The sequence below is a fragment of the Paenibacillus ferrarius genome, from assembly GCF_002027705.1.
GTDB lineage: Bacteria > Bacillota > Bacilli > Paenibacillales > NBRC-103111 > Paenibacillus_E > Paenibacillus_E ferrarius.
Genome location: NZ_MBTG01000010.1, coordinates 164,165 through 187,208, shown reverse-complemented (window position 1 = coordinate 187,208; position 23,044 = coordinate 164,165). Strand labels below are relative to the sequence as shown.

At 45.1% G+C, this 23,044-nt stretch carries 19 protein-coding genes; 3 read left to right on the top strand and 16 right to left on the bottom strand.

All coding sequences use genetic code 11. The annotated features are described in order from the left end of the window. Nucleotides 1-637: 637 nt before the first annotated feature. The gene (locus BC351_RS12345; protein WP_079412350.1) at nucleotides 638-859 is read left to right on the top strand and encodes a hypothetical protein; all 222 of its coding nucleotides are present in this window, start codon (nucleotides 638-640) and stop codon (nucleotides 857-859) included. A gap of 49 nt (nucleotides 860-908) precedes the next feature. Here the strand turns inward: BC351_RS12345 and BC351_RS12340 are convergent, their stop codons facing one another. The 13 genes from BC351_RS12340 to BC351_RS12275 form a co-directional block, all read right to left on the bottom strand. Continuing rightward, nucleotides 909-1,124, bottom strand: a complete 216-nt coding sequence (locus tag BC351_RS12340; protein ID WP_079412348.1) for a hypothetical protein — start codon at nucleotides 1,122-1,124, stop codon at nucleotides 909-911. 111 nt (nucleotides 1,125-1,235) lie between these two features. Continuing rightward, nucleotides 1,236-4,850 carry a carbohydrate binding domain-containing protein gene (locus BC351_RS12335; RefSeq protein WP_079412344.1) on the bottom strand — a complete coding sequence of 1,205 codons (3,615 nt, stop codon included), beginning with the start codon at nucleotides 4,848-4,850 and terminating at the stop codon, nucleotides 1,236-1,238. 511 nt (nucleotides 4,851-5,361) lie between these two features. Then, nucleotides 5,362-6,687 carry an ABC transporter substrate-binding protein gene (locus tag BC351_RS12325; RefSeq protein WP_079412338.1) on the bottom strand — a complete coding sequence of 442 codons (1,326 nt, stop codon included), beginning with the start codon at nucleotides 6,685-6,687 and terminating at the stop codon, nucleotides 5,362-5,364. Between the two features lie 97 nt (nucleotides 6,688-6,784). After that, nucleotides 6,785-8,440: a response regulator transcription factor gene (locus tag BC351_RS12320; protein WP_079412333.1), complete on the bottom strand. Its 1,656-nt coding sequence runs from the start codon at nucleotides 8,438-8,440 to the stop codon at nucleotides 6,785-6,787. 15 nt (nucleotides 8,441-8,455) lie between these two features. Beyond that, the gene (locus BC351_RS12315) at nucleotides 8,456-10,189 is read right to left on the bottom strand and encodes a cache domain-containing sensor histidine kinase (protein WP_079412329.1); all 1,734 of its coding nucleotides are present in this window, start codon (nucleotides 10,187-10,189) and stop codon (nucleotides 8,456-8,458) included. A 52-nt stretch (nucleotides 10,190-10,241) separates the two neighbouring features. After that, nucleotides 10,242-11,027, bottom strand: a complete 786-nt coding sequence (locus BC351_RS12310) for a carbohydrate ABC transporter permease (protein ID WP_079412420.1) — start codon at nucleotides 11,025-11,027, stop codon at nucleotides 10,242-10,244. A 50-nt stretch (nucleotides 11,028-11,077) separates the two neighbouring features. Continuing rightward, nucleotides 11,078-12,028: a carbohydrate ABC transporter permease gene (locus BC351_RS12305; RefSeq protein WP_079412327.1), complete on the bottom strand. Its 951-nt coding sequence runs from the start codon at nucleotides 12,026-12,028 to the stop codon at nucleotides 11,078-11,080. A gap of 108 nt (nucleotides 12,029-12,136) precedes the next feature. Continuing rightward, the gene (locus BC351_RS12300; protein ID WP_079412325.1) at nucleotides 12,137-12,337 is read right to left on the bottom strand and encodes a CLC_0170 family protein; all 201 of its coding nucleotides are present in this window, start codon (nucleotides 12,335-12,337) and stop codon (nucleotides 12,137-12,139) included. A 26-nt stretch (nucleotides 12,338-12,363) separates the two neighbouring features. Continuing rightward, nucleotides 12,364-13,590 carry a Ger(x)C family spore germination protein gene (locus tag BC351_RS12295; RefSeq protein ID WP_079412323.1) on the bottom strand — a complete coding sequence of 409 codons (1,227 nt, stop codon included), beginning with the start codon at nucleotides 13,588-13,590 and terminating at the stop codon, nucleotides 12,364-12,366. After that, complete coding sequence (locus BC351_RS12290) at nucleotides 13,562-14,683, bottom strand: GerAB/ArcD/ProY family transporter (protein ID WP_079412321.1); 1,122 nt, start codon at nucleotides 14,681-14,683, stop codon at nucleotides 13,562-13,564. Before BC351_RS12290 ends, BC351_RS12295 begins: the two co-directional genes overlap by 29 nt. Continuing rightward, the gene (locus tag BC351_RS12285; RefSeq protein ID WP_425270917.1) at nucleotides 14,631-16,349 is read right to left on the bottom strand and encodes a spore germination protein; all 1,719 of its coding nucleotides are present in this window, start codon (nucleotides 16,347-16,349) and stop codon (nucleotides 14,631-14,633) included. The genes BC351_RS12290 and BC351_RS12285 overlap by 53 nt, the downstream gene beginning before the upstream one ends. 138 nt (nucleotides 16,350-16,487) lie before the next feature. After that, the gene (locus BC351_RS43885) at nucleotides 16,488-17,027 is read right to left on the bottom strand and encodes a hypothetical protein (RefSeq protein WP_079412319.1); all 540 of its coding nucleotides are present in this window, start codon (nucleotides 17,025-17,027) and stop codon (nucleotides 16,488-16,490) included. Between the two features lie 118 nt (nucleotides 17,028-17,145). After that, the gene (locus BC351_RS12275; protein WP_079412317.1) at nucleotides 17,146-17,442 is read right to left on the bottom strand and encodes a hypothetical protein; all 297 of its coding nucleotides are present in this window, start codon (nucleotides 17,440-17,442) and stop codon (nucleotides 17,146-17,148) included. A gap of 432 nt (nucleotides 17,443-17,874) precedes the next feature. Between BC351_RS12275 and BC351_RS12270 the strand changes: the two genes are divergently transcribed. Beyond that, complete coding sequence (locus tag BC351_RS12270; protein WP_079412315.1) at nucleotides 17,875-18,342, top strand: DUF2798 domain-containing protein; 468 nt, start codon at nucleotides 17,875-17,877, stop codon at nucleotides 18,340-18,342. Between the two features lie 390 nt (nucleotides 18,343-18,732). On the opposite strand, the gene BC351_RS12265 is transcribed toward BC351_RS12270, so the two are convergent. Next, the gene (locus BC351_RS12265; RefSeq protein WP_079412313.1) at nucleotides 18,733-18,987 is read right to left on the bottom strand and encodes a hypothetical protein; all 255 of its coding nucleotides are present in this window, start codon (nucleotides 18,985-18,987) and stop codon (nucleotides 18,733-18,735) included. Between the two features lie 87 nt (nucleotides 18,988-19,074). Next, a complete protein-coding gene (locus tag BC351_RS12260) occupies nucleotides 19,075-20,907 on the bottom strand; it encodes a glycerophosphodiester phosphodiesterase (RefSeq protein ID WP_079412311.1) in 1,833 nt (610 codons plus the stop codon). 212 nt (nucleotides 20,908-21,119) lie between these two features. Here BC351_RS12260 and BC351_RS12255 point away from each other — a divergent pair, with 212 nt between their 5' ends. Further along, nucleotides 21,120-21,617, top strand: a complete 498-nt coding sequence (locus tag BC351_RS12255; protein ID WP_079412309.1) for a YhcN/YlaJ family sporulation lipoprotein — start codon at nucleotides 21,120-21,122, stop codon at nucleotides 21,615-21,617. A 64-nt stretch (nucleotides 21,618-21,681) separates the two neighbouring features. Here the strand turns inward: BC351_RS12255 and BC351_RS12250 are convergent, their stop codons facing one another. Next, nucleotides 21,682-23,010 carry a polysaccharide deacetylase family protein gene (locus BC351_RS12250; RefSeq protein WP_079412307.1) on the bottom strand — a complete coding sequence of 443 codons (1,329 nt, stop codon included), beginning with the start codon at nucleotides 23,008-23,010 and terminating at the stop codon, nucleotides 21,682-21,684. Nucleotides 23,011-23,044: the final 34 nt, after the last annotated feature.

The window sequence follows — 23,044 nt, the reverse complement described above, 5'->3', positions numbered from 1 at the left end:
GTTAAATAAGGGGTAAGCTTCGCTCACCCCAAACCCCGAAACATATAAATTCTTATATGTTAAATAAGGGGTAAGCTTCGCTCACCCCAAACCCCGAAACATATAAATTCTTATATGTTTAGAAAGCCTGCGATTATGCAGGCTTTTTAAGCTTTTCCATCCTTGAATCGAAAAAAGGTATCGAAAGGATGCATAATTGCAGGTTTTTCACCAATATGCCTATTCCCATGCCAAAAAGGATGCATATTTGCAGGAATTAGGCGATACAAACGGACGTGAAGCAAAACTCACAGGTTGGGCGTGACTCCTACTACTCAAGCGACTCTAACCACCCCATTATCAAAATATGTATAAAGGAAGCCGGCAAGTTTTAGCCTTGCCTCCAACTATGTTCACTAATAAACAGCCAATTTCAGAATGAAGAAGGCTGCCGTCTGCCCGCCACGTCGAATAAAGGAATTACGGGGATATTCGATAAGACGAATAACACAATTAAGGCGAGAAGCGGATACTCGGCAGCAGATGGATTTCGGCTTGAGCAGTATTCCGCAGTGGGGCGCTGAGCAATTCATGACGCGGACATTTCGAGCATCAACTGGCAACCTTGCGCAATGGGTTATGGACCAAAAGAAATGAAATGATTCGAGGGCTTCAGCAATGCATGGGCGATTCCGTCACATTTACAGAGCCTCTTGGGGGGCTTAACGAGTCGATCAAAAGAGGCGTGCTTTTCGTTCCGGGAAGCGTTTATGGCTCTGATCAGGGGTTTATTCGCATTAGTTATGCCAGACCTCAACTGGATGAGATCCATTCTGGACTTGCACATATCAATGACGCTTTGCAGCTTCATTTCAAGTAATAAGAGGACAATTTCTTCCTGTTGACTAGGAAAAAGTTGTCCTCTTTTTTTAAGCTGAATAATGAATATACGCCAGCAAGGCTAGCAAGCCTGCAGCAATTGAAACGACATATAGAGCTGTAAGACGAACCCATTTCACGCCGGTTTTTTGAAAATATGTTTGATCCCCATCACGGTTTTTGCGTGAAAGACCTATCATAAAGGTTGCAACTGAACCAGACAACAAAATCAAAGCAAATATCACATAATAGATATACAGGTTCATAAGCCATTTCTCCAATTGTTTATTTTAGTACCTCATTGAAGAAATTATATAGGAATAGCATCTGAATAGCATCAACCACTTTCAGCCTTTTACTACCATCCAGTTGCAAGATTAGTACGAGATGGTTTCGGAGCTAGCCTTGTCGGTGAATGTGACATTCGGCCAAGTCAAATTAAACTTCATGCCGCTATCTTCTACGATCAGGTTGCTTAACGTCAATTTGCTTGCGTTGGCATATGTCGGTGTAACCGTGAAGCCTTCTGTGCTGCCGCTTGCCGAATATTTCATGACCATAACAACCCAATCCCCGTTCACGTAGGACACGTTCGAAGCACTGTCAATGAGATTCACGCTTAATCTGTCCGTGTTTTTAATATTTCCCCATGTAAAGTTCGCTTTGCTGCCTTCGTCAGGATTCTCGCGCAATTTCTCAATGGTTTTGTAGTAGTTGCCTGGTACGTTAAAACCGAAGTTCGCTGTATCTGTGTTATTTTCCATGAGCAAGTTCGGCCAACCGTTTAACTTTAGACCATCCATCGTTAATTGCGTGCCGCTAATCGAACCGCTGTTCTGTGCGAGGTCCAAGGTCGCAGTTCCGTTAGATACGTTGATGATTCGATTCGCCGCCGACATATACGGCATGCCTACTAAATGATTCAGCGCTTTGAGCGAAACATTGCTATTGAACTTCACAGCCATAATGTTGTAAAGGGTCGTTCCATTCGTCACCCAATATTCACTGCGTGTATTCGAAATGGCTGAGTTTGTCTTATCCACTTTGCGCACCTGATAGTTCGCTGTACTGGCATACGCATTCGTACCTGATCCAGAATTCACTAAGAAATTCCAAGCATTATTCGTATCCTTGTAGTAAAGCCCTTCGCCCCTGCCGCCATTCACAGCCGCTTCCGTGAAAGCAGCGCCTTGAACTGAGATGGCTTGAGGCGTAGCCAAATTCGTGCCTGATTTATTGAAATAGACCGATACGTTATTTTTGCTCAAACTGAACTCATTGTTGTAGGTTGGCTTGCTTCCGCTCCAAGTCTTGAAATGTTCATGCATCTCAATGTTCGAATGTGCGCGGTGCCCAATTACTTCAGGGGTATAGCTGCTGTCTGCGAAATTCACCCTGACCGCCAGCAATCTGCCTAGATCATAGCCGGTTTCATGGCTGAATACATTATTCCCGTAATAGGTAATGTTGCCTTCGTCTCCATCAGACTCATCGTGTCTGGAGCCGGCGTACAGCCATCCGTTTTCGGAAAGGCGCTCATTGATATAAGCAGCCATTTCGGCACCGTCCAAATAGAAATTGGACGTTTTGTCGTTGACAAGCAGGTACAAGTCAGACAAGAACGAAAGGGCATAGAAACCGTAATGCGCATCGAACTTTTCTTTTTCATCGAAAATCATATGTCCATTTGCCAGAATACGATCGTTTCTGACGCCGCCAAATGCCCCGCCGTTCCCCGGATCAGCAATTGGATTATTCGTGCCATTCACGCCTGTATTGTAATAAGCGATGGCTTCATTTTGCAGAGCCGTGTCGTTCAGAACCTTGCCTAACGTTAAACCGCCTACCACCGTGCCAATGGCTTGGTTATCAGCATTTTGCGGATTGTAAATCGAGGTTCGGGTCAGCCATCTCCAAAGCGATCTGGCAATCGTCTCGAGCGTCGTTTTCTGAGCAGCGGTGAGCAGCTGCGGCTTGCCGCTTTCCGCACCGTATTTCAAAATTTGACCAATCGAGTTTAGTGCCCATGCCGTTGTCGGATAGTCGCCAATTGCATCGCCCTCACCGTCAATATAGAAGCGATTGTAGTATTCTCCGCTGTTAATCGTTCTTAAATAAGTCGTGTCCGGGTTGTCGAGCGTGTATGTTCTTTTGTTAATATAGAAATCAACAGCTTTCTGCGCAGCCTTCTGCACATCGGCATCCGATCTGCCGTTTTGGTTCCACCAATAGGTTAGAAGCGCAGCACCGCCGATCGTATTGTCAGTCATATCCCCGCCTTGTCTAGGCGCAATCAATTCTGCATCGTCAAACCAAACGGTCCCGCTGGCATACCATAATCCCAAATTGACCTCAACCTTCACGGTACCTGTCGGTACAGAGAAGACCGCACTGATTTCCTGCCAAGTCGTTGATGGCTGTGCCGTCACATAGACAGAAGGGGCAACATTCGTCCCATCGGCCTTCAAGAAGTTAACACGCAGCGTAACACCGTTAACAGCCTGAGCCCCGTCTGAGCTAAAAGCGGCCGACGTTTTATACTTCGCTTTGAATACCCTTCCGTCTCCCTCACGATATGTTCCTGTATATTGTTGATTCCAGTAAGCTCTTCCCGTGTTTGAAGTGGAGTTGATCCCAATGCTGTCAGCTCCGCTGCTCGCGTTCGCGCCTGTTGTATCATACAGTTTGGTTGGTTTCGGACTGCCTTCAGGGGCGCTGTAGCTCCAAGCATCCGGAGTCGTACCGCTTGCTGTTGCTTCGAAGCTTCCATTGCTGAGCACACTCGCGTATTCAACTTGCAGCTCATCAAACCACACCGTACCTGTCGCATTATAGAGATACAGCGATATTTCTACGTGATCCTGCGCTGTGGAGACAGGGACCGTGAATTGACCAGCAAGGCGTGTCCAGCCGTTCGTGCCCGCGGTGCCATTCAAGAATACTTCCGGTGCCACATCCCCGTTATTCGCGTCTTTAAAACGAATGCCCACGGCAACACCTTTGTCGGATGAGAGGACATTGCTCGTTTTGTACCAGGTGGAAATATTGAATGTTTTTTGCGTCAAATGGACGTCTTGCGTCCAAGATGCGGTAGTCGCGGTGCTTGCCGTAATTTTAGCGCTTTTTGTTCCCGTTTTGGCTTGCCCGGCATCAATTGAAAAGCTTGGATTTCCAGTAGATGTCACGAGTCTCCATGGAATCGCATAGTTATTGGTCGTATCAATGGTTACATTCTCAAAGCTGGTTTCCTTCGGCCCTTCCTTATTGGCAGCCACTTTGCGATTCATGAAGCGTGCCGCATCAAAAGCTACCGAGCCGGTTGCATTCCATAACATCAGCTCTATCGTCACGTGATCCAGATTGCTCAGGTTCGCCGGAATTTCCACGTCTCCCTTCAGCTCCGACCAATCTTGCGTGCCAATCTTGCCATCAAAGTAAACGCTCGTCGAGACGGAATTGTTCGCAGCATCCATGAACGATATCCGCGCAGTCACTCCTCGATCTGTCGAGACTATATTCGTCGTCTTATAATAGACGCTGAAGTAATAATTCTGGCCAGGCAGAACGCTGGCAAGACTTGTTGTCCAAGCCCCCATCGTCGAAGCCGCGCTTGAATCAATTTGCACCATTCTTTTGCCCGCTTGAGCGCCTGCCACATCATTAGTCACATAGGTATAGGCCGGAGTACCTGCATAGCTTATCTTCGACCAATCCGTCGGCGCGGTTCCGCCATTTTCGAAATTCCAGTTCGGGATGATATTCGTATTATGCGGAAAATCCTCGAAATTGCCATCCGGCTGCTGTCCAACAAGCAATTTATCCTTTTGTGTTGTCAGATTGTTCATGACGCTTTGCTGCGTCGGGTAAATATCCTTAATCGGTACCTTACCGTGCGCATAATCTGTTGCTGCATAGCTAGTCCCTTGAAACAACAAGCTTAGCATGACAACGCAACCGAGCACTTTGTGAATGTACTTTTTAGGTTGAAACATAATATATTCCTCCTGTTTGGGTGTTATTTTGACAGCGTTTACATTTACTTCGTTAAACTTAGTTGCTCATTTAGTGAAGAGGAGCTGTCCTACAAGTAAGAACACTTGAGGAAAGCCCTTTTTCACTTTAGGATGGCTGGGACTAGGAGTCCTGCCTGCCTTTTAACCGGAAGTCAGGCATCACTAAGCCCCAGTCAAAGATGCAGAATCCCATGAAGTGCACAGTTCTTCTTTTTAAAAACCTGCGATTATGCATCATTTAGCGCTTGGTTTAGCCCAAAATCAATAAATTCCTGCGATTGTACATCTTTTTGCGGCTTATTTCCGATTTCAGGATGATAATGCTTGAAATTCCTGCATAATCGCAGGCTTTTCCACTTTTCAGCCACATTCCCTGAAAAAGCCTGCACTTTCACAGGCTTTTCCACTTTTCAACCACTTTCTCTGACAAAGCCTGCACTTTCGCAGGCTTCGGACTCCGTGAACCAGCCGCAATGCCTAGACGTCAGTCCTACTTCGCGATTTGTGAAGCATTCTTCTCGTATTCTTTGGCTTTTTTAACAATTTCATCATACGTTTTGTCTACTGTACTTTTTCCGAAAGAGAGCAGATCTACGATACTGGCATAATCTTTCTGGAAGTTCCCCCAGCCAACAGCACCTGGATTGAATGGCTGCGCATTAGGAGCAGTTTTGTTAATGAGGTCAACTTGCGCTTTGTCCGTTGGATTGAACGTTGGCTCCATAACCTTCAGAATTTTTTTGGAAACCGGAATGCCTCTGGATGTGCCCAGGATATTCGCCGCTTCCTGATCATTAATGAACCAATCAATGAACTTCTTGCTTTCTGCGGCATTTTTGGAATCCGCGCTCACGCTCCAGAACATCGAAGGCTTCAGATAGCCGCTGCCTTTGGGACTTGTTACCAACGCAGCCCCCTTCAGGTTCGTAGCTAAGCCTGGGAATTCGGAAGCAAATGTCCGGCGTATAAGGGACTTGCCGTTAATCACAACATCCTGCTTCGGATCGCCAATCTTGTCAGTTGCCCACTGGTCTGGCGGCAGCACAACGCCGGCCTTGGTCAGCTCGAGATGCTTGTTCGCCCATTCCATCCATGTATCTTTGTCAATGTTGAATTTGCCTTCTTGCGTAACTGAATAGCCTTTTCCTTTGCTCAACTGGTACATATCATAGCTGAACAAATCGTTCAGCGAGTTATATAGGGCAAATTTATCGGCGCCAAGCTTGGCTTTCGCTTCTTTGCCGAATTGGAAATAATCATCCCATGTCCACCCATCGCTTGGTGCCTTGATACCCAAAGAGTCTACAACCGCTTTGTTGTAGCCCATGCCCATCGCGTTATTGCCCAGCGGAATGGCAAATTGCTTACTGCTGTATTTCCCTGAATCAACCAATGTTTTATCGACATCGGCTAGATTAATTCCTTGGCTCAGATCGGCCAATTGCCCGCGTCCGGCATATTCCGCCAAGTAAGCCGCATCCATTTGAATGATATCCGCTGCGTTATGAGCTGCCGCTTGTGTCGACAGCTTTTGGAAATATCCGTCAAAGCCTGAAAACTCCGGCTCGAACTTTACGTTTGGATGCTTGGTGGTATAAAGGTCCAAAGCTTTCTGCGTCGCTTCGTGCCGTGTCTGAGAACCCCACCATACAATACGCAAAGTAACCGGTTTATCTGATGTCGCCGGAGTTGCCGCTGCTGTCTTGCTATCCGTCGTTGCGGCCGGCTTCTCTCCTCCTGCTCCGCATGCGGAAAGCGTGACGACCGAGGCGACCATCATCGCGCCCGTAAGCACTTTGAACCATTTCTTTGTCATTGAAACCCCTCTTTTCTTCGTTTGAAATAAAGTTCTTACCTCTCAAAGTATAAAGCGGTTACAAGCGAACTTATATATAACAAATGAATCATTCTAGTTAGATATCGCACACATCGTCCGAAACAACCTCTCTATCTTTCATTAAATCGCTCGGATTTTTGCCTGTATACTTCTTGAACACAGTGCTGAAATAAGAAGGAATTGAATATCCCACCTGCTCGGCTACTTCGTAAATCATCCATTTGCCTTGGAGCAGCAGCAGTTCCGCTTTCTCCATTCGCACACGAATCAAGTAGTTCATGAACGTCTCGCCTGTTGTTTTTTTGAAAATTTTATTCAAATAATTCCGTGAAATGAAAATTTTATTAGCCAACGTCTCCAGTGTAATATCCTCGGCATAATGCTCATGGATATACTGAATCATGAATTCCACTGCTTCCTTATGGCGAGGATTCTCGTTCGTAGAACGATTGCCATATAGCTGATCCAGCTTGCCCAGCAGCCATTCTTCCAGCTGCTGCGTGCGATACATATTCTCCATTTCCTTCTGGATGTCGATCTTCATATACATATCCTGAATGAAGTCATCCAGATCGTTCAGCGCATAGCCAAGTACCGCCCACAGCTGCATGCCCAAATTGCGGACATACCCATCATCGACGTGAACATTGTCAAATTGGCGAAAGAAGTCTTTCGCGGTTTGGCGGCCTTGATCCAGCTGCATATAACGCAAAGAATCGGCTAATATTTGAAAAAACTTAACAGGCCCCGTCTCTAATTGTTCCAGATTCAAGCGGCCTTCCGTACGCTTCTGTTCAATAACGCTAAAGAACTTTACGGATTCTGACAAACTCCCCTCCGTCGCAAGAACCTGGAACGCTTCCTCTGCTGAGCTGGAGATTTCTCTCCAAGATAGCCTGGAGCCGCCAATGCCAATGCGCACCTGAAGCTTCAGATAGGTGTCCATACAGCGTACGATTTCGTGACCAAGCGCCGCGATTTGATCAACGGAGGTATGTTCAGGCACCGCCTCCGGTTCATGAAGCACAATCATGATGTGACTGCTTTGAATTTCTATGCATTGGGATTCCGGCCAATGCTGTGCGAGCAGCTCATTGATAATATTGCCAATGCCGAATCGAAATAAATGCCAATCCTGCAGACTGGCGTTTCTGATTCTTGGCGTCCTCAGCAGCTCCACAGCCATAACAAAGTGCCGCTGCTGATCCCAATCTTCAAAAGCATCCGGCAGTTGTGCAAATATAACCGGGTCCGTTGAACCGGAAATCAGCGCACGCAGCCATTGTTTCTGGACAAAAGGCTCATACATGGAAATTTTCTGGGAAAGCGTTGTCAATTCTTGACGGTTCTCCACCTCTTCATTTAATTCATCTAATACTTTGCCCAGCACCTGTTTCAAGTCGTCCAGGGTGATCGGCTTGCTCAAATAATCAGAGACGTTCAGGCGCAGCGCCTTCCGTGCATATTCGAAATCCGAGTACCCGCTGAGCACGATATACTTCGCTTCTATGCCTTCTGCGCGCAATCTATCAATCATGTCCAAACCATTCAGCTGCGGCATATAGATATCAGTAAGAACAATATCCGGCTTCTCTCGGGCAATAAGCTCATACCCGTCCTGTCCATTCTCCGCTTCTCCAACCCACTCAATGCCGAACTTTTCCCACATGATCGCTTTCTTGAAGCCTTGCAGGATATGAAAGTCATCGTCCACAACAACCAGTCTCCACATCTTCTTGTCCTCCTGTCATGCAATGCTTTCTATTATGGGCAACCGAATGACGACTTGCGTCCCTCCTTCGGGCACGGTAGACATCTCTATTCCGTAAGGAGCCCCATATAACGCGGTGATTCGTTCCTTCACATTTTTGATCCCGTAACCCCCAGCGGTTCTGGCAGCCGTTTGATCCCAGCCCTCTTGCAAGCCGCGACCGTTATCCACAATTCGTATCCAAAGGTCACACTCATCCTTGTGCAAACTAATGCATATACGACCTGATCGTCTTCCGTTAAATCCATGTATAATCGCATTCTCGATGAATGGCTGAAGGGTTAATTTCGGCACATAATAGTCTGTGCATACGGAATTCAATTCAAACTCTACTTCCAGGTTGTCACCCCAACGGATTTGCTGAATGGTCAAGTAGCACTCTGTATACACAATTTCTTCGGAAATGCGAATCAAGCTCTCCCCATTGGACAGCCCAATTCGGAACATTCGACCCAGCAGCGATATCGCTTTGCTTATATCAGACTGGTCAGCCTGAATAGCCATCCAATTAATTTGATCCAGCGTGTTGTACAGAAAGTGGGGGTTGATCATCGCTTGCAGCGCCTTTACTTCGACTTCTTGACGCAGCTTATACTGCTGCTCTAGGGACGAATAAAGCTCACCAATCCGTTCCTGAAGGTTCGTATACCCCTGAAATAAAGAGCCAAACTCGTTGCTATAGTCGGAAGGCAGCTGAACCGCAGGCTCCTCCAAAGAAAACTGATTCATTCTTTTGATTAATAATCGCAAAGGTTTTGTAAAGCCTCGCGATAATAAAAGCGCGATGACCAAAGCCAAAGCAATGGCAATGCAGCCGATAGATAAGGATACTTTCACACTTTTGATACTGCTCTCCGTTACGCGTTCCCAGGGTGTTAGCTCAATAATCGACCAATCTGAATTCTCAAAATTAGACCAAACCATGAGCTGGTCCTTATCGCTGTGCAGCTGGATCCGCTGATAGCCGGTTTCACGGTTCAGCTCTTCGGCAAATTTCTTGTAATGATTCGCATAAAAGGACTCGCTCCGACTGCCAATCGACGTGATGAGTCGTCCTTCATGATCAATCAACAGCCGGCTGATGTCCTCGGATTCATTGGTCATCGTTTTCTGAATACCCGCCGCACTTGTATTCAGCATCATAATCCCGTAGTACTGCCCAGAATCCGAGACAATTTTCTTCGTATAACTGATCATTTGCATTTTATTTTTCAGATAGCTTTGCACCGGATGTTCCGGAATCCAGGCTTGCGGCTTGTTTTCAATCAGAGGATACCATGATTCCTTTTTCAAGCTCTCCAAATCAAAGATTTGCACGGGGCTGTAAATGTCTGTTACCAGCTTCGGATCTTCGATATATATCGAGATTGATTTAATAAATGACGAGGTATACACGATGTTCGAGAACGTATTGCGCATATCCTGAAACCGAATAACATCTTCCTGCTGAGAGAATAGAAACTGCTGCAAATCATTATTTAACGAAGCGGTTGAAGCCGTTTGCTCAATAAATTTGATCTGGTTGTTCAGCTCGTCCCCCATGCGATTCAACAGTTTTTGCTGGTAAAATGAGACGCTTTGGACGTTCTCCTTCGTGGTGAAGCTGGAATTAAACCAGGTCATAATCGTGACCAGGATGAAAATGAGGACTGCAAAGCCGCCAAACAACAGCCAATCAATGCTGGACTTTTTGAACGGATTTTTCGTCAAACGCGCACCTCCTGAAAGAAGAAAAAAGCTACATCTCTGCAGCCTTTTAATATTAACCTTTGAGTGCACCTGCGGCAATGCCTTCAACAAATTGTTTTTGCACAGCGAAAAAGAAAATCGTGGAAGGCACGATTGAAATTAACGACATGGCAAGCAGCTGTCCCCAAGATCCGTCACCGGATTGGGTGTCAACAAACAGTTTAATGGCTAATCCCACCGTATATTTGCTTACTGAATTGATATAAATCAAATGGCCGAAGAAATCGTCCCAATTCCACAAGAAACAGTAAAGCGCGGTCGTCACCAAGGCCGGACGAATTAAGGGAAGCATGATGCGGAAGTATATGCCAAACCAACTGCAGCCATCCATTTTGGCCGACTCATCCAGCTCTCTTGGAATTCCCCGCATGAATTGGACGAGCAAATAAACGAAGAACGAACCGCCAATGCCGCCTGCCAGCAGATGAGGAATGATGAAAGGCAAATACGTGTTGATCATGTTCATGGAATGGAACATCGTGTATTGCGGAATTAATGTGACCTGCCCAGGCAGCATCATCGTGACCAGAAGAATGCCCAGCCACAATTTACGCATGGGAAAATCCAAACGCGCAAGGGCAAACGCCGTTAAACTGCAAGAAACCAACGACAACACGATCAAAATGATAACCAGTTCGAAGGTATTCGCATAAAAATGGGTAAATGAAAACTTCGGAATGGCGCTCCAGCCTTGTGTGAAATTACTGAGAACTGGATGTTCGGGAAATAGCCCGGGAAGCGTCAATTCACTGTCATCCTTCAGAGAAGCCCCAACCCACCACAAGACCGGATAGATCATAATTAGGCTGAAGAGAAGAATGCTTATCTGTCTGCCGGATATTTTTCTGATCACTTCTGTTTCCCCCCTGTTTCCGATTCATAGAACACCCAATATTTGGATGAAACGAAAATAAGTGCTGTTGCCACGCCGATAACAATTAACAATACCCAAGCCAGCGCTGAAGCATAGCCCATTTGCAATTGATCAAAAGCTCGTTCATATAAGTACAAAGCATACATGTAGGTGGAATTGGCCGGACCGCCTTTGGTAATAATGAATGCTTGTGTAAACATTTGAAACGACTGGATCGTTGCCAGGACGAGATTGAATAACAGAATAGGCGAAAGCATCGGCAGTGTAATCGAAATAAACTGTCTGAACTTCGAGGCTCCGTCAACGCTTGAAGCTTCATAGAGATCATTCGGGATCTGTTTCAAACCCGCCAAAAAAATGACCATCGTCGAGCCGAACTGCCATACGGCCAAAATAATCAAGGTTCCCAGCGACGAGCTTGGATCGCCGATCCACGATTTTCCAGCTATGTGGAAATAACTTAACAAATGATTAATGAAGCCGTCCTGTCCGAAAATTTGCCGCCACAAGATGGAAACCGCGATGCTTGTTCCGATCAAAGAAGGAAAATAAATAAACGTGCGATAGAAGGACATGCCCTTTATTTCTTTGCGCAGCAGCATCGCAACCAGCAAAGCGAAGATCAGCTTCAGCGGCACGGAGAAAACTACGAATTGCAGTGTGACTTTCAAGGACTGAAGGAACTTGTCATCATCAATGATAATCTGCGAGTAGTTCTCTGCGCCGATCCATGTCGGTTTCGCCAGCAAAGAGAAGTTGGTGAAGGAATAATATAGCGATAATCCCATTGGCCATAAGATGAAAACAAACAATCCGATCAACCAAGGCGCCATAAACAAATAACCGATATACGGGGTTTCCCATCTTTTTATTTTCTTGACTGTCTTTACTTGTACGTTAGGTATGTGGAGCTCAGTTGACTTCATACCGTACACCTCCCTGTTGCTTCAAGTATAAGGAATGGGCAGGTGCATTAGTATACTAGAATCGAGCAATAAACTTTAGAAATCGCGCACAAATCGTGGAGACAAACTTCACTTCCAGAACCATTTGTCATAAATGAAATATCCGATTAATGACAAGCCAGACAACGTTATATTAAGCCATCCTACAAAAAGCGCGCCTTTTTTTTCTTTGCTCATATTCTCTTTCACATAGATTTTCACGTCGAAACACAAAACCAGAATTCCGGAGAGCAGCAGCAGCATAATCGTATAATAGTTAAAAGTAATCATCGATGCTCCCCTCCTCTCTAGTTGCGCTATTTGGTTTTGGTACCAATACGCCGAATTTTAATGTGTAATTTAACGTCAACGGCTATGTCTTTGTACATGTCTTCCCATTTTTCCTTGCTTTTAATTTCTCTGTTCCAATAAGCCGGCTGGAAAGCGCGCACATTCTCACCGAAACCAAAAATGTCACTGCCATCGCTTTGCGTTTGTTGAATCAATTTTTCAAAGCTGACTTTTCCGTCTTTTTCAATTTTTTGTTCTAATTGTTTCAGCGTTTCTTTGGAAATGGTTAAATTTTCATTTGATTTCTCACGCAAATCCCCTTCAATTAAGCACACAACCGTGGCATGAACTTTGCCATCTTGAATCGATGTCGTTATTTTCGCTTTGCGGTGTGTGGATTGAAAGAAAATAGACGTGTCCGAACCGGGAAACTGCTCCATCACACTGTAACCGCCAGGATTGATCTGTTTCATCGCCAGAAAATGACCGATTTCCAAAGGCGTAGTCGTTCCTTTCATTTTATCGCCTTTGAAATAAGCCAAACCGGCAATTTCAATATTTGATGCTTTTTTCAGATCAAGGTAAGGAAGCACCCCTTCTTGTCCTTTGGCAGAGCTGGCACTATAAAAAACCCCCAGGAAATAATTAGGAAGCATCCCCATTTCAGTCGCATGGTCCAAAGTGGCGAGCAGATATAAGGACGGAACACGTTCTAATTGCGGAGTAGCATGCATGAACTCTGACGCTTTCCCTTTGGAAACAACCATCCAAACCGTTCTTCTGACTTGAGGCTGACGTCGAAAGAAATCTTTTTCGTTCTGAATCCCCTTCCTCGCGAGCGCTTCTGAGACTACGATGACCCTCAAATGCCCAAAAAATAATCGATCGGCCAGCTGCTGCTGAAGATTCATGAGCGAGTCGTCAATCGTAGTGCCAAAGCTGCTGAGCACCCAAACCGGCTTTTGTCCGGCTGTGCTTTCGCTTGTTCCTCCTGGCCCTAAGGGAATACGTCCAGGTACAGCAATTTGCACAGTCATTTTTATTAATGGTTTTTTGGAGCTCCCATTATTCTTTATGATTTGAGTGGCATTGCGGCTCTCATTCTTGTCTTCGGATGTAACCTCATCAATGGCAATGGCAAGAACAACAGCACGATATTCGATTTCCAAACGATCCCAGCATCCTGTAAGCGTAGGTACGAGCAGCAGGAACACGAGAAGCCGTTTAATCCGACTCAGCCACAACTTGATCACCCCGGCTCCCCTTACTTTTCTGTCGAATCAGGGCTATTACTAGCAAACCAAACGGGTATGCGACCGTGAAGAGCAAGCCCCAACGACCGACGATTTGAATAAACGCATACATGTCGAGTAGATTCTGTGGAAACATGGCAATGACATAGATGAAAGGAAGCAGGAAAAAAGAAAACATCTTGTGATCGCGCAAGCGCAATAGTTGGGTTAGAAAACGAATAGCCAAATAATAAGAGGAGAGCAAAGTAGTAAACACCGCTGTAACCCAAACAGCCAGAAAAGCTCCATCCAACCTCTCCAAAATATTAGCAGGCAGCGACGTCGTTTTGGCTAATTCCAAGGTTGGCCAAACCAAATTTTTGACCTCTTCCGCCCCGAACACGCCTACCGTCGCAACGACGATAAGCAAATAAAGTCCTCCCGCAATCAACATGCCGACGAAGCTCGATATCTTGGCTCTTTCCGGTCGGCGCATTGCAGGAATCACGATGGTCATGACGAAAGATCCCTGGAACAAGGAAGCCATTGTCAGCGTTCCCCCGAATATCCCACTAGGTTCATTGCCCCACACTGGAAATAAATAGACCATTTGCGCGTTTTTAAGCGATAAAACAACGATCAATACGAGAGGAAACACAATCACTGGAAAATAAAAGTGATGAAAATAGGTAAAGGTCGTCATGTTCGCACGGGACGAAAGGGCAGCTAACAAAAGCATGACAATAACAGTCACTTCCAGCGGTGTTTTGGTTAATACCGACGTCACAACGACCTCACCGAACTCGCGTGATGCCAGCGCCGTGATTATGCCAAAGAAGACGATTATTAAAATGCTGAATAGACAAGCCGCCCACTTACCGATCAAAGCTTCGCTATATTCAATAATGGATTGATTCGGATAACGCATACCCAGCAGGGTAATTAACCAAAGCCCAAAGAAAGCGATGATGATCCCCATCACCGTAACGAGCGGAGCGGCTGAATCGGCAGCTTTGACAGCAAAGAGCGAGAGAGCTAGCACGCCTACGCCTACAATGGTACTAATCAGTATGATCGCCGCTTGAATCAACGTTACTTGGCGAGCTTGCTCCATCTGTCTTCCCCCTCCTTGTATTCCCTACTTTCAATGGATCTAAGGTATTATTAGGCGCTTCCTTGAATGCCTCAACATCCATACCCAAGCGGGTTTTATTCGGCGTATGCAAAAGTACCGGCCTCTTGGGCATCGACCAGAGCGGAAACCGAGCGATTGTATCTTTCATGCCCTCGAAATTCCCAGGGACAATGGGGCTTAAATAGGGGACACCAAATGATCGTAGCGAGAGCATATGGTTGGCGATTAGAATTAAACCGATCATCACCCCGTACAAGCCAAAGATGCCTGCTATAATGACAAGCGGAAAACGGAGCATCCGTAATGCGAGAGCCGCGTTGTAGGCCGGTGTGGCGAAGGAGCCAATCGTTGTTAAAGCGATGATAACGACCGTAATCGGACTGATGAAGCCTGCCGCAACCGCAGCTTGTCCGATCACCAGCACCCCCACAATGGAGAGCGCTCCGCCGACCTGCTGAGGCAGACGCAAAGTCGCTTCCCTCAACACTTCCATAGAAATTTCCATAACGAGCACTTCGATGACAGAAGGAAACGGTACCCCAGCTCTCCCCCCCGATACCGCCACCGCGAATTCCGTCGGGATAAGCTCCGGATTGAACGAAATTAACGCCACATACAAGGAAGGGAATATCAAAGAGAAAATAAGAGCAACCAGTCGTGCTAATCGAATAAAGCTAACTAGGAGAAACCGTTCCGAATAATCCTCCACCGTCTGGTAGAACTGACTGAACACTGTCGGTAGGATCAATGCAAATGGCGAGCCATCTACCAACAGGATGACCCTGCCTTCCAAGAGATTGGCGACCGCCTTATCCGGTCGTTCTGTATTTTGAATTTGCGGAAAAGGAGAGAGATGGTTGTCTTCAATAAATTGCTCCAGATAGCCAATATCAATAATCCCGTCAATATCAATCAAGGATAATCGGTTAAACACTTCCTCAACCAGCTCCGGGTTCACAATACCGTCCAAGTAACAAACAGCCACTTTGGACTTGGTCACACGTCCTATCCGAATCGTTTTCACCCGCAGATCCGGCGTTGGCAGTCGATAGCGCAGCAGGGAAAGATTCGTACCCAATAACTCAATAAAGCCTTCCCGTGCTCCGCGGATAACTTGCTCAGTTTCCGGCTGTGTAATGGATCGCTTATCCACATGGCGAGTGTTGAAATGGAAGGCTTCCTCCAGCCCCTCCACCAAGAGAACCGTTTCACCCTGCACAATGGCCTGAACGACCTCCGTTAACCGTCCTTCCGTCCTGCCTTCGCAGGCGTAAAGGGTATCGTTTAATAAAACTTCCTTCAACGGAATGCTATTCGCATGGCCTTCGTTTTGCGACGAAGTTGGCATTAACGGTTTTAGGATATGCTCGTTCAAATACTGCTTATCAATCAAATCTTCAAAATACATAACGACTGCCGAGTACTGGCCAAAAATGTGAAACTTGCGCATGACGAAATCATCATTGTCGCCAAGAACTTGCTCTACGAATGCAATCGTCGCTTCAACATGCGGACTGATTTGTGCATTTTCTTTTTTCTCCATCATCTCATTGACAGGAATCGCCTTAGGCGGAAACTTTCCAAGCTGCTGCTGGTTAAGGGAACTTCGTCTTGCCCTCCGTTTATACCATTGCCACATGGCCATGTCGCTAATGCCTCCTAACCTTGCCGACTTCCATTCATTTCCGTCTACGTATTTTTATCCAATTCGCGGAATATATACTCTTCCAAAATAAAAAGACTGCATTCACCCCAGAAGGAAGAGTGATTGCAGTCGTCTGAATCAAATATTCAAATTTAAAGATGTTAAACTTCTTGCTCTATTCATGATTTTCAGAAACGTTTGGAGATCCTCTGCCGCAACATCTTCGTTCGATTTATTGGAGTCAAAGTTATGAGTCTTTTGATTTTTCAAATCGTTTATTTCAATCCTGAGCTTCGAATTCTCTTGAATTAACTGCTCAAACTTAAACGCTTGATCCTTCGCAATCTGAATGATTTGTCTGAAAGCTTCATCATATTTGATTGAAGTACCCTCATCATCCAGTGCTCGAACTGCAGAGACAGTTGGATGAACGTCTCTTTTTTGCTGTTTTTGTTTAATCCGATACAATTTAGCATCGTTTATCTCAGCTTCGTATTGTTTGCGCAATTCTTTATTCCATCGGAACCCACAAGCCGCCACAGTCCGATTCATTCTACTCGCTGATTCTTCAAATGCTGCAAGCTGCGTACTGCCATTTTTGATATGACTAATAACTGTTTTGGCTAAAGTTATATCATGATTCTCTATCCATGCATCTTCTCGTCTCTTATCTTTCATTCGGGTCCACCTTCTTTACTATGTTATTAGAAATTGTTGCCTGTAATAATAATTTTATTCAATGTTCATGCATAAAAGACCCACATATCGTATATGTGGGCCTCTTTCTAGCTTTTTTTCAGTGGAAATCGTTCCCTCCAATGATTCCAAATGATATTCTAGAAGGCAAATCTCTATCTTTTAAACTGGCATGGACATTTTGAATATCTGCCGCATACTCCCTCGTAATTATCATTCCACCAATGATTGATTTAATATTTTGCAAATCCTTTTGGTCCATTTTGGATAATTCGTCTATTAAGAATCTTACTTGTTTGCCGTAGTGATGCTCGAGTGCAGTTGATAGTGAATTTTTATCATCATCAGACAAGCGTTCGAATTCGGTCAGTACTTCTTTAGCAATCTCGTTCTTCATAAAAAACCCCTCCTACATATAGAGTTATATAATTTTTCTGCTTGTCCAAGTTCGGAGTTAGGGTCCATCACCTGCTGAGAACCGCCATTCACTTTCTGGAAGCTGGTCATTCTTTCCATATACATCTATCGCAGAACTAAACTCACTCTTTCGTCATATTTATTCCTATAATATCATAATATCCCATAATTTAGATTAGCCAAATGATTGAGTAATCCTGTTATTCTATTGTAGAGATATGAACTCACGTTTCTTGGAGAGCAGATGGTGACTTCGCAGTATATATATGCGGAACATAATCGAACGGAGAGTGACTAATGGTTTTTTTTAAGTGATCAAGTGACAAATATGTAAATTTGTCACTTGATTATTGTCGCGAAACAGGTTATATTAATTTCCAGAACATATTCAACCACTAAGGAGTTTATCAAAATGAGAATTCATGCTAAGTATCGTCAGCTTACTTTCATTTCCACGATGTCGATCGTGTTAACGTTCATCATGTCTGGTATCATGACTTATGTACTCGAGGGCGGATTTATCGCACATTTCATGAGCGCATGGATGAGAGACTGGGGCATTGCTTTCGTAATTGCGTTTGGACTTAACTTTTTCCTTCCGGTTAGAGTTCGTCGTTTCGCAAACCAATTTAAGAAGGCTCAGTTAATCGTCTATGCATTCACTATTTCACTCATCATGACGTGTATCTTGTCCTTCGTCTTGACTGCTGTTGCCATGCATGGCTTCACCTCAGAATTTGCAAGTCATTGGTTGGGGGCTTGGCGCATCGCCTTCATCATCGTCTTTGTGTTGAATTTCTTTCTGCCGCAATGGGTGGGGCGAATCGTGGGTAAACTAATCGCCAATCCAACGAAAAGCTCTGCCGGCACAGCCGCATAAAGCTTGAGAATCGGAATTCCTGCGATTATGCAGGCTTTTTTACTCCAAATCATCTGAAATGTGAAAACACCTGCAATTGTGCAGGTATTTTCAGCTTTTCCGTCCTTTATTCAGAAAAAAGCTTCAAAAAGATGCGCAATTGCAGGCATTTAAGGGGAAAGGCTGCTCCAGCAAACAAAAAGATGCATAATTGCAGGTTTGCAAAAAACTCGGGGTCCAGAGATGTTTTCTACTAGACAACACACAAGCAGCCTCAACTCTTGCGCAACCCCAGTCGTATGCTTGCTCAAGAACGCGGCCGATCACTCTAAACAAAATAGGACGGAGCAGTCCATACACACAGCTCCGTCCCATTATCATTCATACTCGAACTTCCTCACCCGCAAATCATCATTTCCCTAGGAAGCTTGTGACAATAAACGCGAGTTGCGCTTCAAGGGCACCGTGCAAGATTTGAACACTGCTCACACTATGTATGGAATCATCCAACCAAATCTTCGCACGGCCGCGAACAGCGCACAGGAAGGTGCTGGCCGGAAGATTGTATTCCCGCAATGTATCGCCCTGCTCCAGAAGTATATAGCGTACATCCAACATTTTAATTGAAGCATGGTTCCACAGCATAATATGCTCGTTCAAGTTCATCGCAGCGCTTCATTCCCTTCAGCCGCACAACTGCGGTCAATCGCCTATTTTTCTTCTGCCTGCAGACCTCTGAGTCACATTCCTCGTTTAAATCCGCAGGGTGTTGAGCCATTGCATGAAGGAAGCCATAAAACCGCTGCGCAGTTCTTCTTCAAGAGAAATGGCAAGTTCGGGATAATCCGTAATGATGCCGTCGACGCCCATGCTGAAAAAGCGTTGCATACTATCACTTTCGTTCACCGTCCATACGTAGAGCGGTTTGTGCTGTTGATTGGCCGAAGCGACCACCGATTCGTTAACCATATATTCCTCCATGACGACAAAATCGGCCTGAATCCGCTTGATATCAGGAACGCCGGCGAAAATAATATATCCGACCTGAAGCTCAGGCTCCGCGGCTTTGATCTTTTGCACGATTTCATAATCCAGAGATTGCACGACGCAATGGGCCTGGAAATTATTTTCACGCATGGTCCTCACGAAGGTATTCACCAAATCATGTTCTTTGCCATGTGTTTTCACTTCGATATTCAGCTTAATTTGTCCTCTAGCCGCGTTCATCACTTCCGCAAGACTGCTGATTCGGCCTGTTAAATTCCCCTGCTTCACTTCCAGCTTCCTTAACTCATCCATCGTTAGATCATAAACTTCCGCATTGCGGCCTGTCAGCCTTTTTAGATTGGTGTCGTGAATAACCGCGAGTTCTCCGTCTTTCGTTTCCAAAATGTCAATTTCCGCATAATCGGCATGGGCCGCAATGGCGCCTTGAATCGCTTCGATCGTATTCTCGGGACCTTTGGACGTATATCCCCTGTGAGCCATAATCGTCGCTTTCTTATCGCCAAGCTGGACATCTCCGATCGCCGGAACAAGTACAAGCGCTGTCGCAAAGGCGGTGATCAGTCCGAGTATGATCAGCTTGCTTCTATGCTTATGCAGTAATCCGTAGCTCGGAGAGGAACGGTTTTCGTTGGCATGACCGTCAGGCATTTGCAGCACGGCCTGGCTCGGGTCCGCTTTAGTAGTGTACATCTTGGTAAGCGTGGTGATATAAAGCGGCGTTACGAATAATGAGGCAATGTACAGGGAAATGACAGCACTCTTCGAAACGACAGATCGCACGACTTCAGCCAATTCTGTCTGTTGAGGCAATCTGTAATAAACGAAGATCACAATCCCTAAGATCAAGGCCATCAGCAAAGCCACGACGATCAGAAACAAAAGAAATACGCTCAGCATCACCACAGCCATTCGGATATAACTTTTTTTCTGAATGGCTGCACTCTTTTTGGCGGCTTGCCGGAAGCGGGCTGTCCCCTCGATGACAATCATATGCAGCAGGAAGGTCCACCGAACGTTGAAGAAAGCTATGACCGCAAGCACGCCTATATAGAGAAGCGTGCCTCCGCCCGTTTTGAACAGCTCGCCTGAGATGAAATTCGGAATTTCCAAAGAGGGCAGCAGAGAGGATCCTAGGCTCAAACTCAATGGGAGAAAGAGAAGCAGGTAGAGCGCCCAACCTACGAACCCGTATTTGAAAAGCGAAGGGAGATAGGCGAGTGATTGCAGAAAAGCCGGAAGAAGCCCGATTCTCCGTTTGTTTTGCCCGTAATAGGCAATGATGATCAGAACCGCAAACTCCATAAAGATAAGAATCGTAGCGATTGGAACCAAAATCAGCATGCTTAAAAAACCGTATCTGCTAACAACGAAATGCAGCAGCTCGTAATTCGTGGCGCCGGCAAACCCGCCCAAGCGGAGAAGCCAATGAAAGATGTAAGATATCGCCGGAATAAATATGAATAGCGTAAGTGTCTTGTATAGAAGCTCAAAAATGAAAACTTGCCGGTAAGTGAAAGCCAGCGTTGCGAATACATCGGCAATCTGCTTGTGTATCGGAGTTTTCGAGGATTTTCTCATGTTCTGCACCTGCTTATAAAAAAATAGAATATGACCCGGTTAGGCGATTGGCGCGGCCAAGACGAAGCACCCCTCATTTTAACACACGGGTGGGAAGATATAGAAATTGCGATTATCTATACGAACTCAAAATAATATTCCCTTACTCTAACATGGATTTCTAAATATTGTGCATATTAAAAGCATCTTAATTAGGAGGTGCAATACGTTTAATGAGCATGAAAAAGAAACTTGCGACTACAGGAATCGCGATATCCGTTGGTATTCTTGCAATGGTCTCGACAGGCTGTACGAATAAAGCCAAAAATGAAGTCAAGCAGCAAGGCGTACACATGCAACAAAATCACATCACACCCTTAGCAACAGCAAATACTGATAATCGAGTTCAAATTGCCAAACAGGCATCGGATCAGATTATTAAGTTAAACGGGGTCAAACAAGCTAATGTGCTTGTTACCGGAAAAAATGCCTATGTCGCTGCAGTCATTAACGCAAATCAAGGTCAACTGAGTTCTGACATGGAGCATCAAATAGCTCAGCAAGTCAAGGCAGCCGATCCGAACATTCAGAATGTCTATGTTTCCACCAATCCTGAGTTTGTTGATCGCGTTAACAGATATGTCTCAGATGTCAAGTTAGGCCATCCAATCAGTGGATTCTTTCAGGAATTTACCGAGATTGTCAAACGCGTTTTTCCAAAGGCACGTTAATTCGAATCCTTAAATCAAAAAGCTGATCGGCAGATAACGCCAATCAGCTTTTCTCTAGTTATGCCTATTGCCGTTGATAGTGGCTCACAGGTTCCGAAATCGTTAACAGCTCTGGTTCGGCCGAGTATCTTCTTTTAAGCTCAAGCACCGAAATAGCTACAATGCGCGGCGAGAGCAATCCTTTTTTCAAATCTATCCGCTGTCTACCGTTTGGATGAAGAACGAATAATAGGATTCTTAAATAGATAAGAGTAAAATAGTTAAATAATCCTTTTGGAAGTTCCTCCACAGTAAAGCCTAATTGTTTGGACCCTCGATGAATCATTGTTATTCCGTAAATGCCTTTAACTTCCGTGTGACGATGGAGATACTGCGTCATCTTGGGAAGGAAACGCTGTACATCACGTATCATATTTACCGCGAGTTGAACCATTGTGTTTGATTCGGCAATCAGTTGAGACAGCTTCTCATTATTGAAATGCAGTTCGACGACCTTATCTCCAGGACTAATTACTTCCCCATTTGCCAAATGGATCGTTTTACCGTGATATTTGCGCACCCTGCTATAAAAGATTTGATTGTTGACATCAATGGGATGGATATTAAAAAGCCTGTGAAACAAATGCTCCCATTTTAGCCACAAATAAATAATCAATCTTTTCAGTAGCGGTGCGGGTCCCTGCTTCGCCAAATTATTCAGCTGCATATACGTATCGATTCGTAAAAAATGATACCCGCGATGCTGGCAAATTTCCAAAAAATCGTCCAAAGCTGCCAGCATGTATTTTGGCGCATTTTTGTCAGCTCCAAAAGTTTGACCACTATCGTGAAGCACGATGACATCGTTGTTTTTTAGTTTGGCAAGTAATTGGGTTTCTATTCGTTCTTTTCCCCCTTTACTTCTCCAATCACCAACCATAATAGACCATAAAACCAATCGAAATTGTTTGAGCAGCAATAAATCAAATAAATTAATAATTCCCCATGGCGGCCGATAATAGATGGGCTTAATCCCAATGATATTCTCAATCACATTCACCGAAGAATCTAATTGTCTCCTCACCTTATTAGGGGTCATGAATGCATTCGCCCAATGAACGTAATTGTGAATCCCAATCAAATGCCCTTCCTGATGAATCCTTTTGATTAATTGCGGATATTTCTCCGCTTTGGATCCTAGCACAAAAAAGGTTGCTTTAATCTGATACTTTTGAAGTAGATCTAGTAGAATGGGTGTAAACTCGGGGTCGGGACCATCGTCGAATGTCAATGCTATCCCGCTGCCAGACTTTTTCTTTTTGTACATCCATAATCCAAACAGACGAATCAGGATAGTTGGTAAAATCGTATAGAGCATCAATAGTAAAAATATGATCCAGAACAATTTGCTCATGCCCAATCACAACTCTTTCCCAAGAGGATGGTCA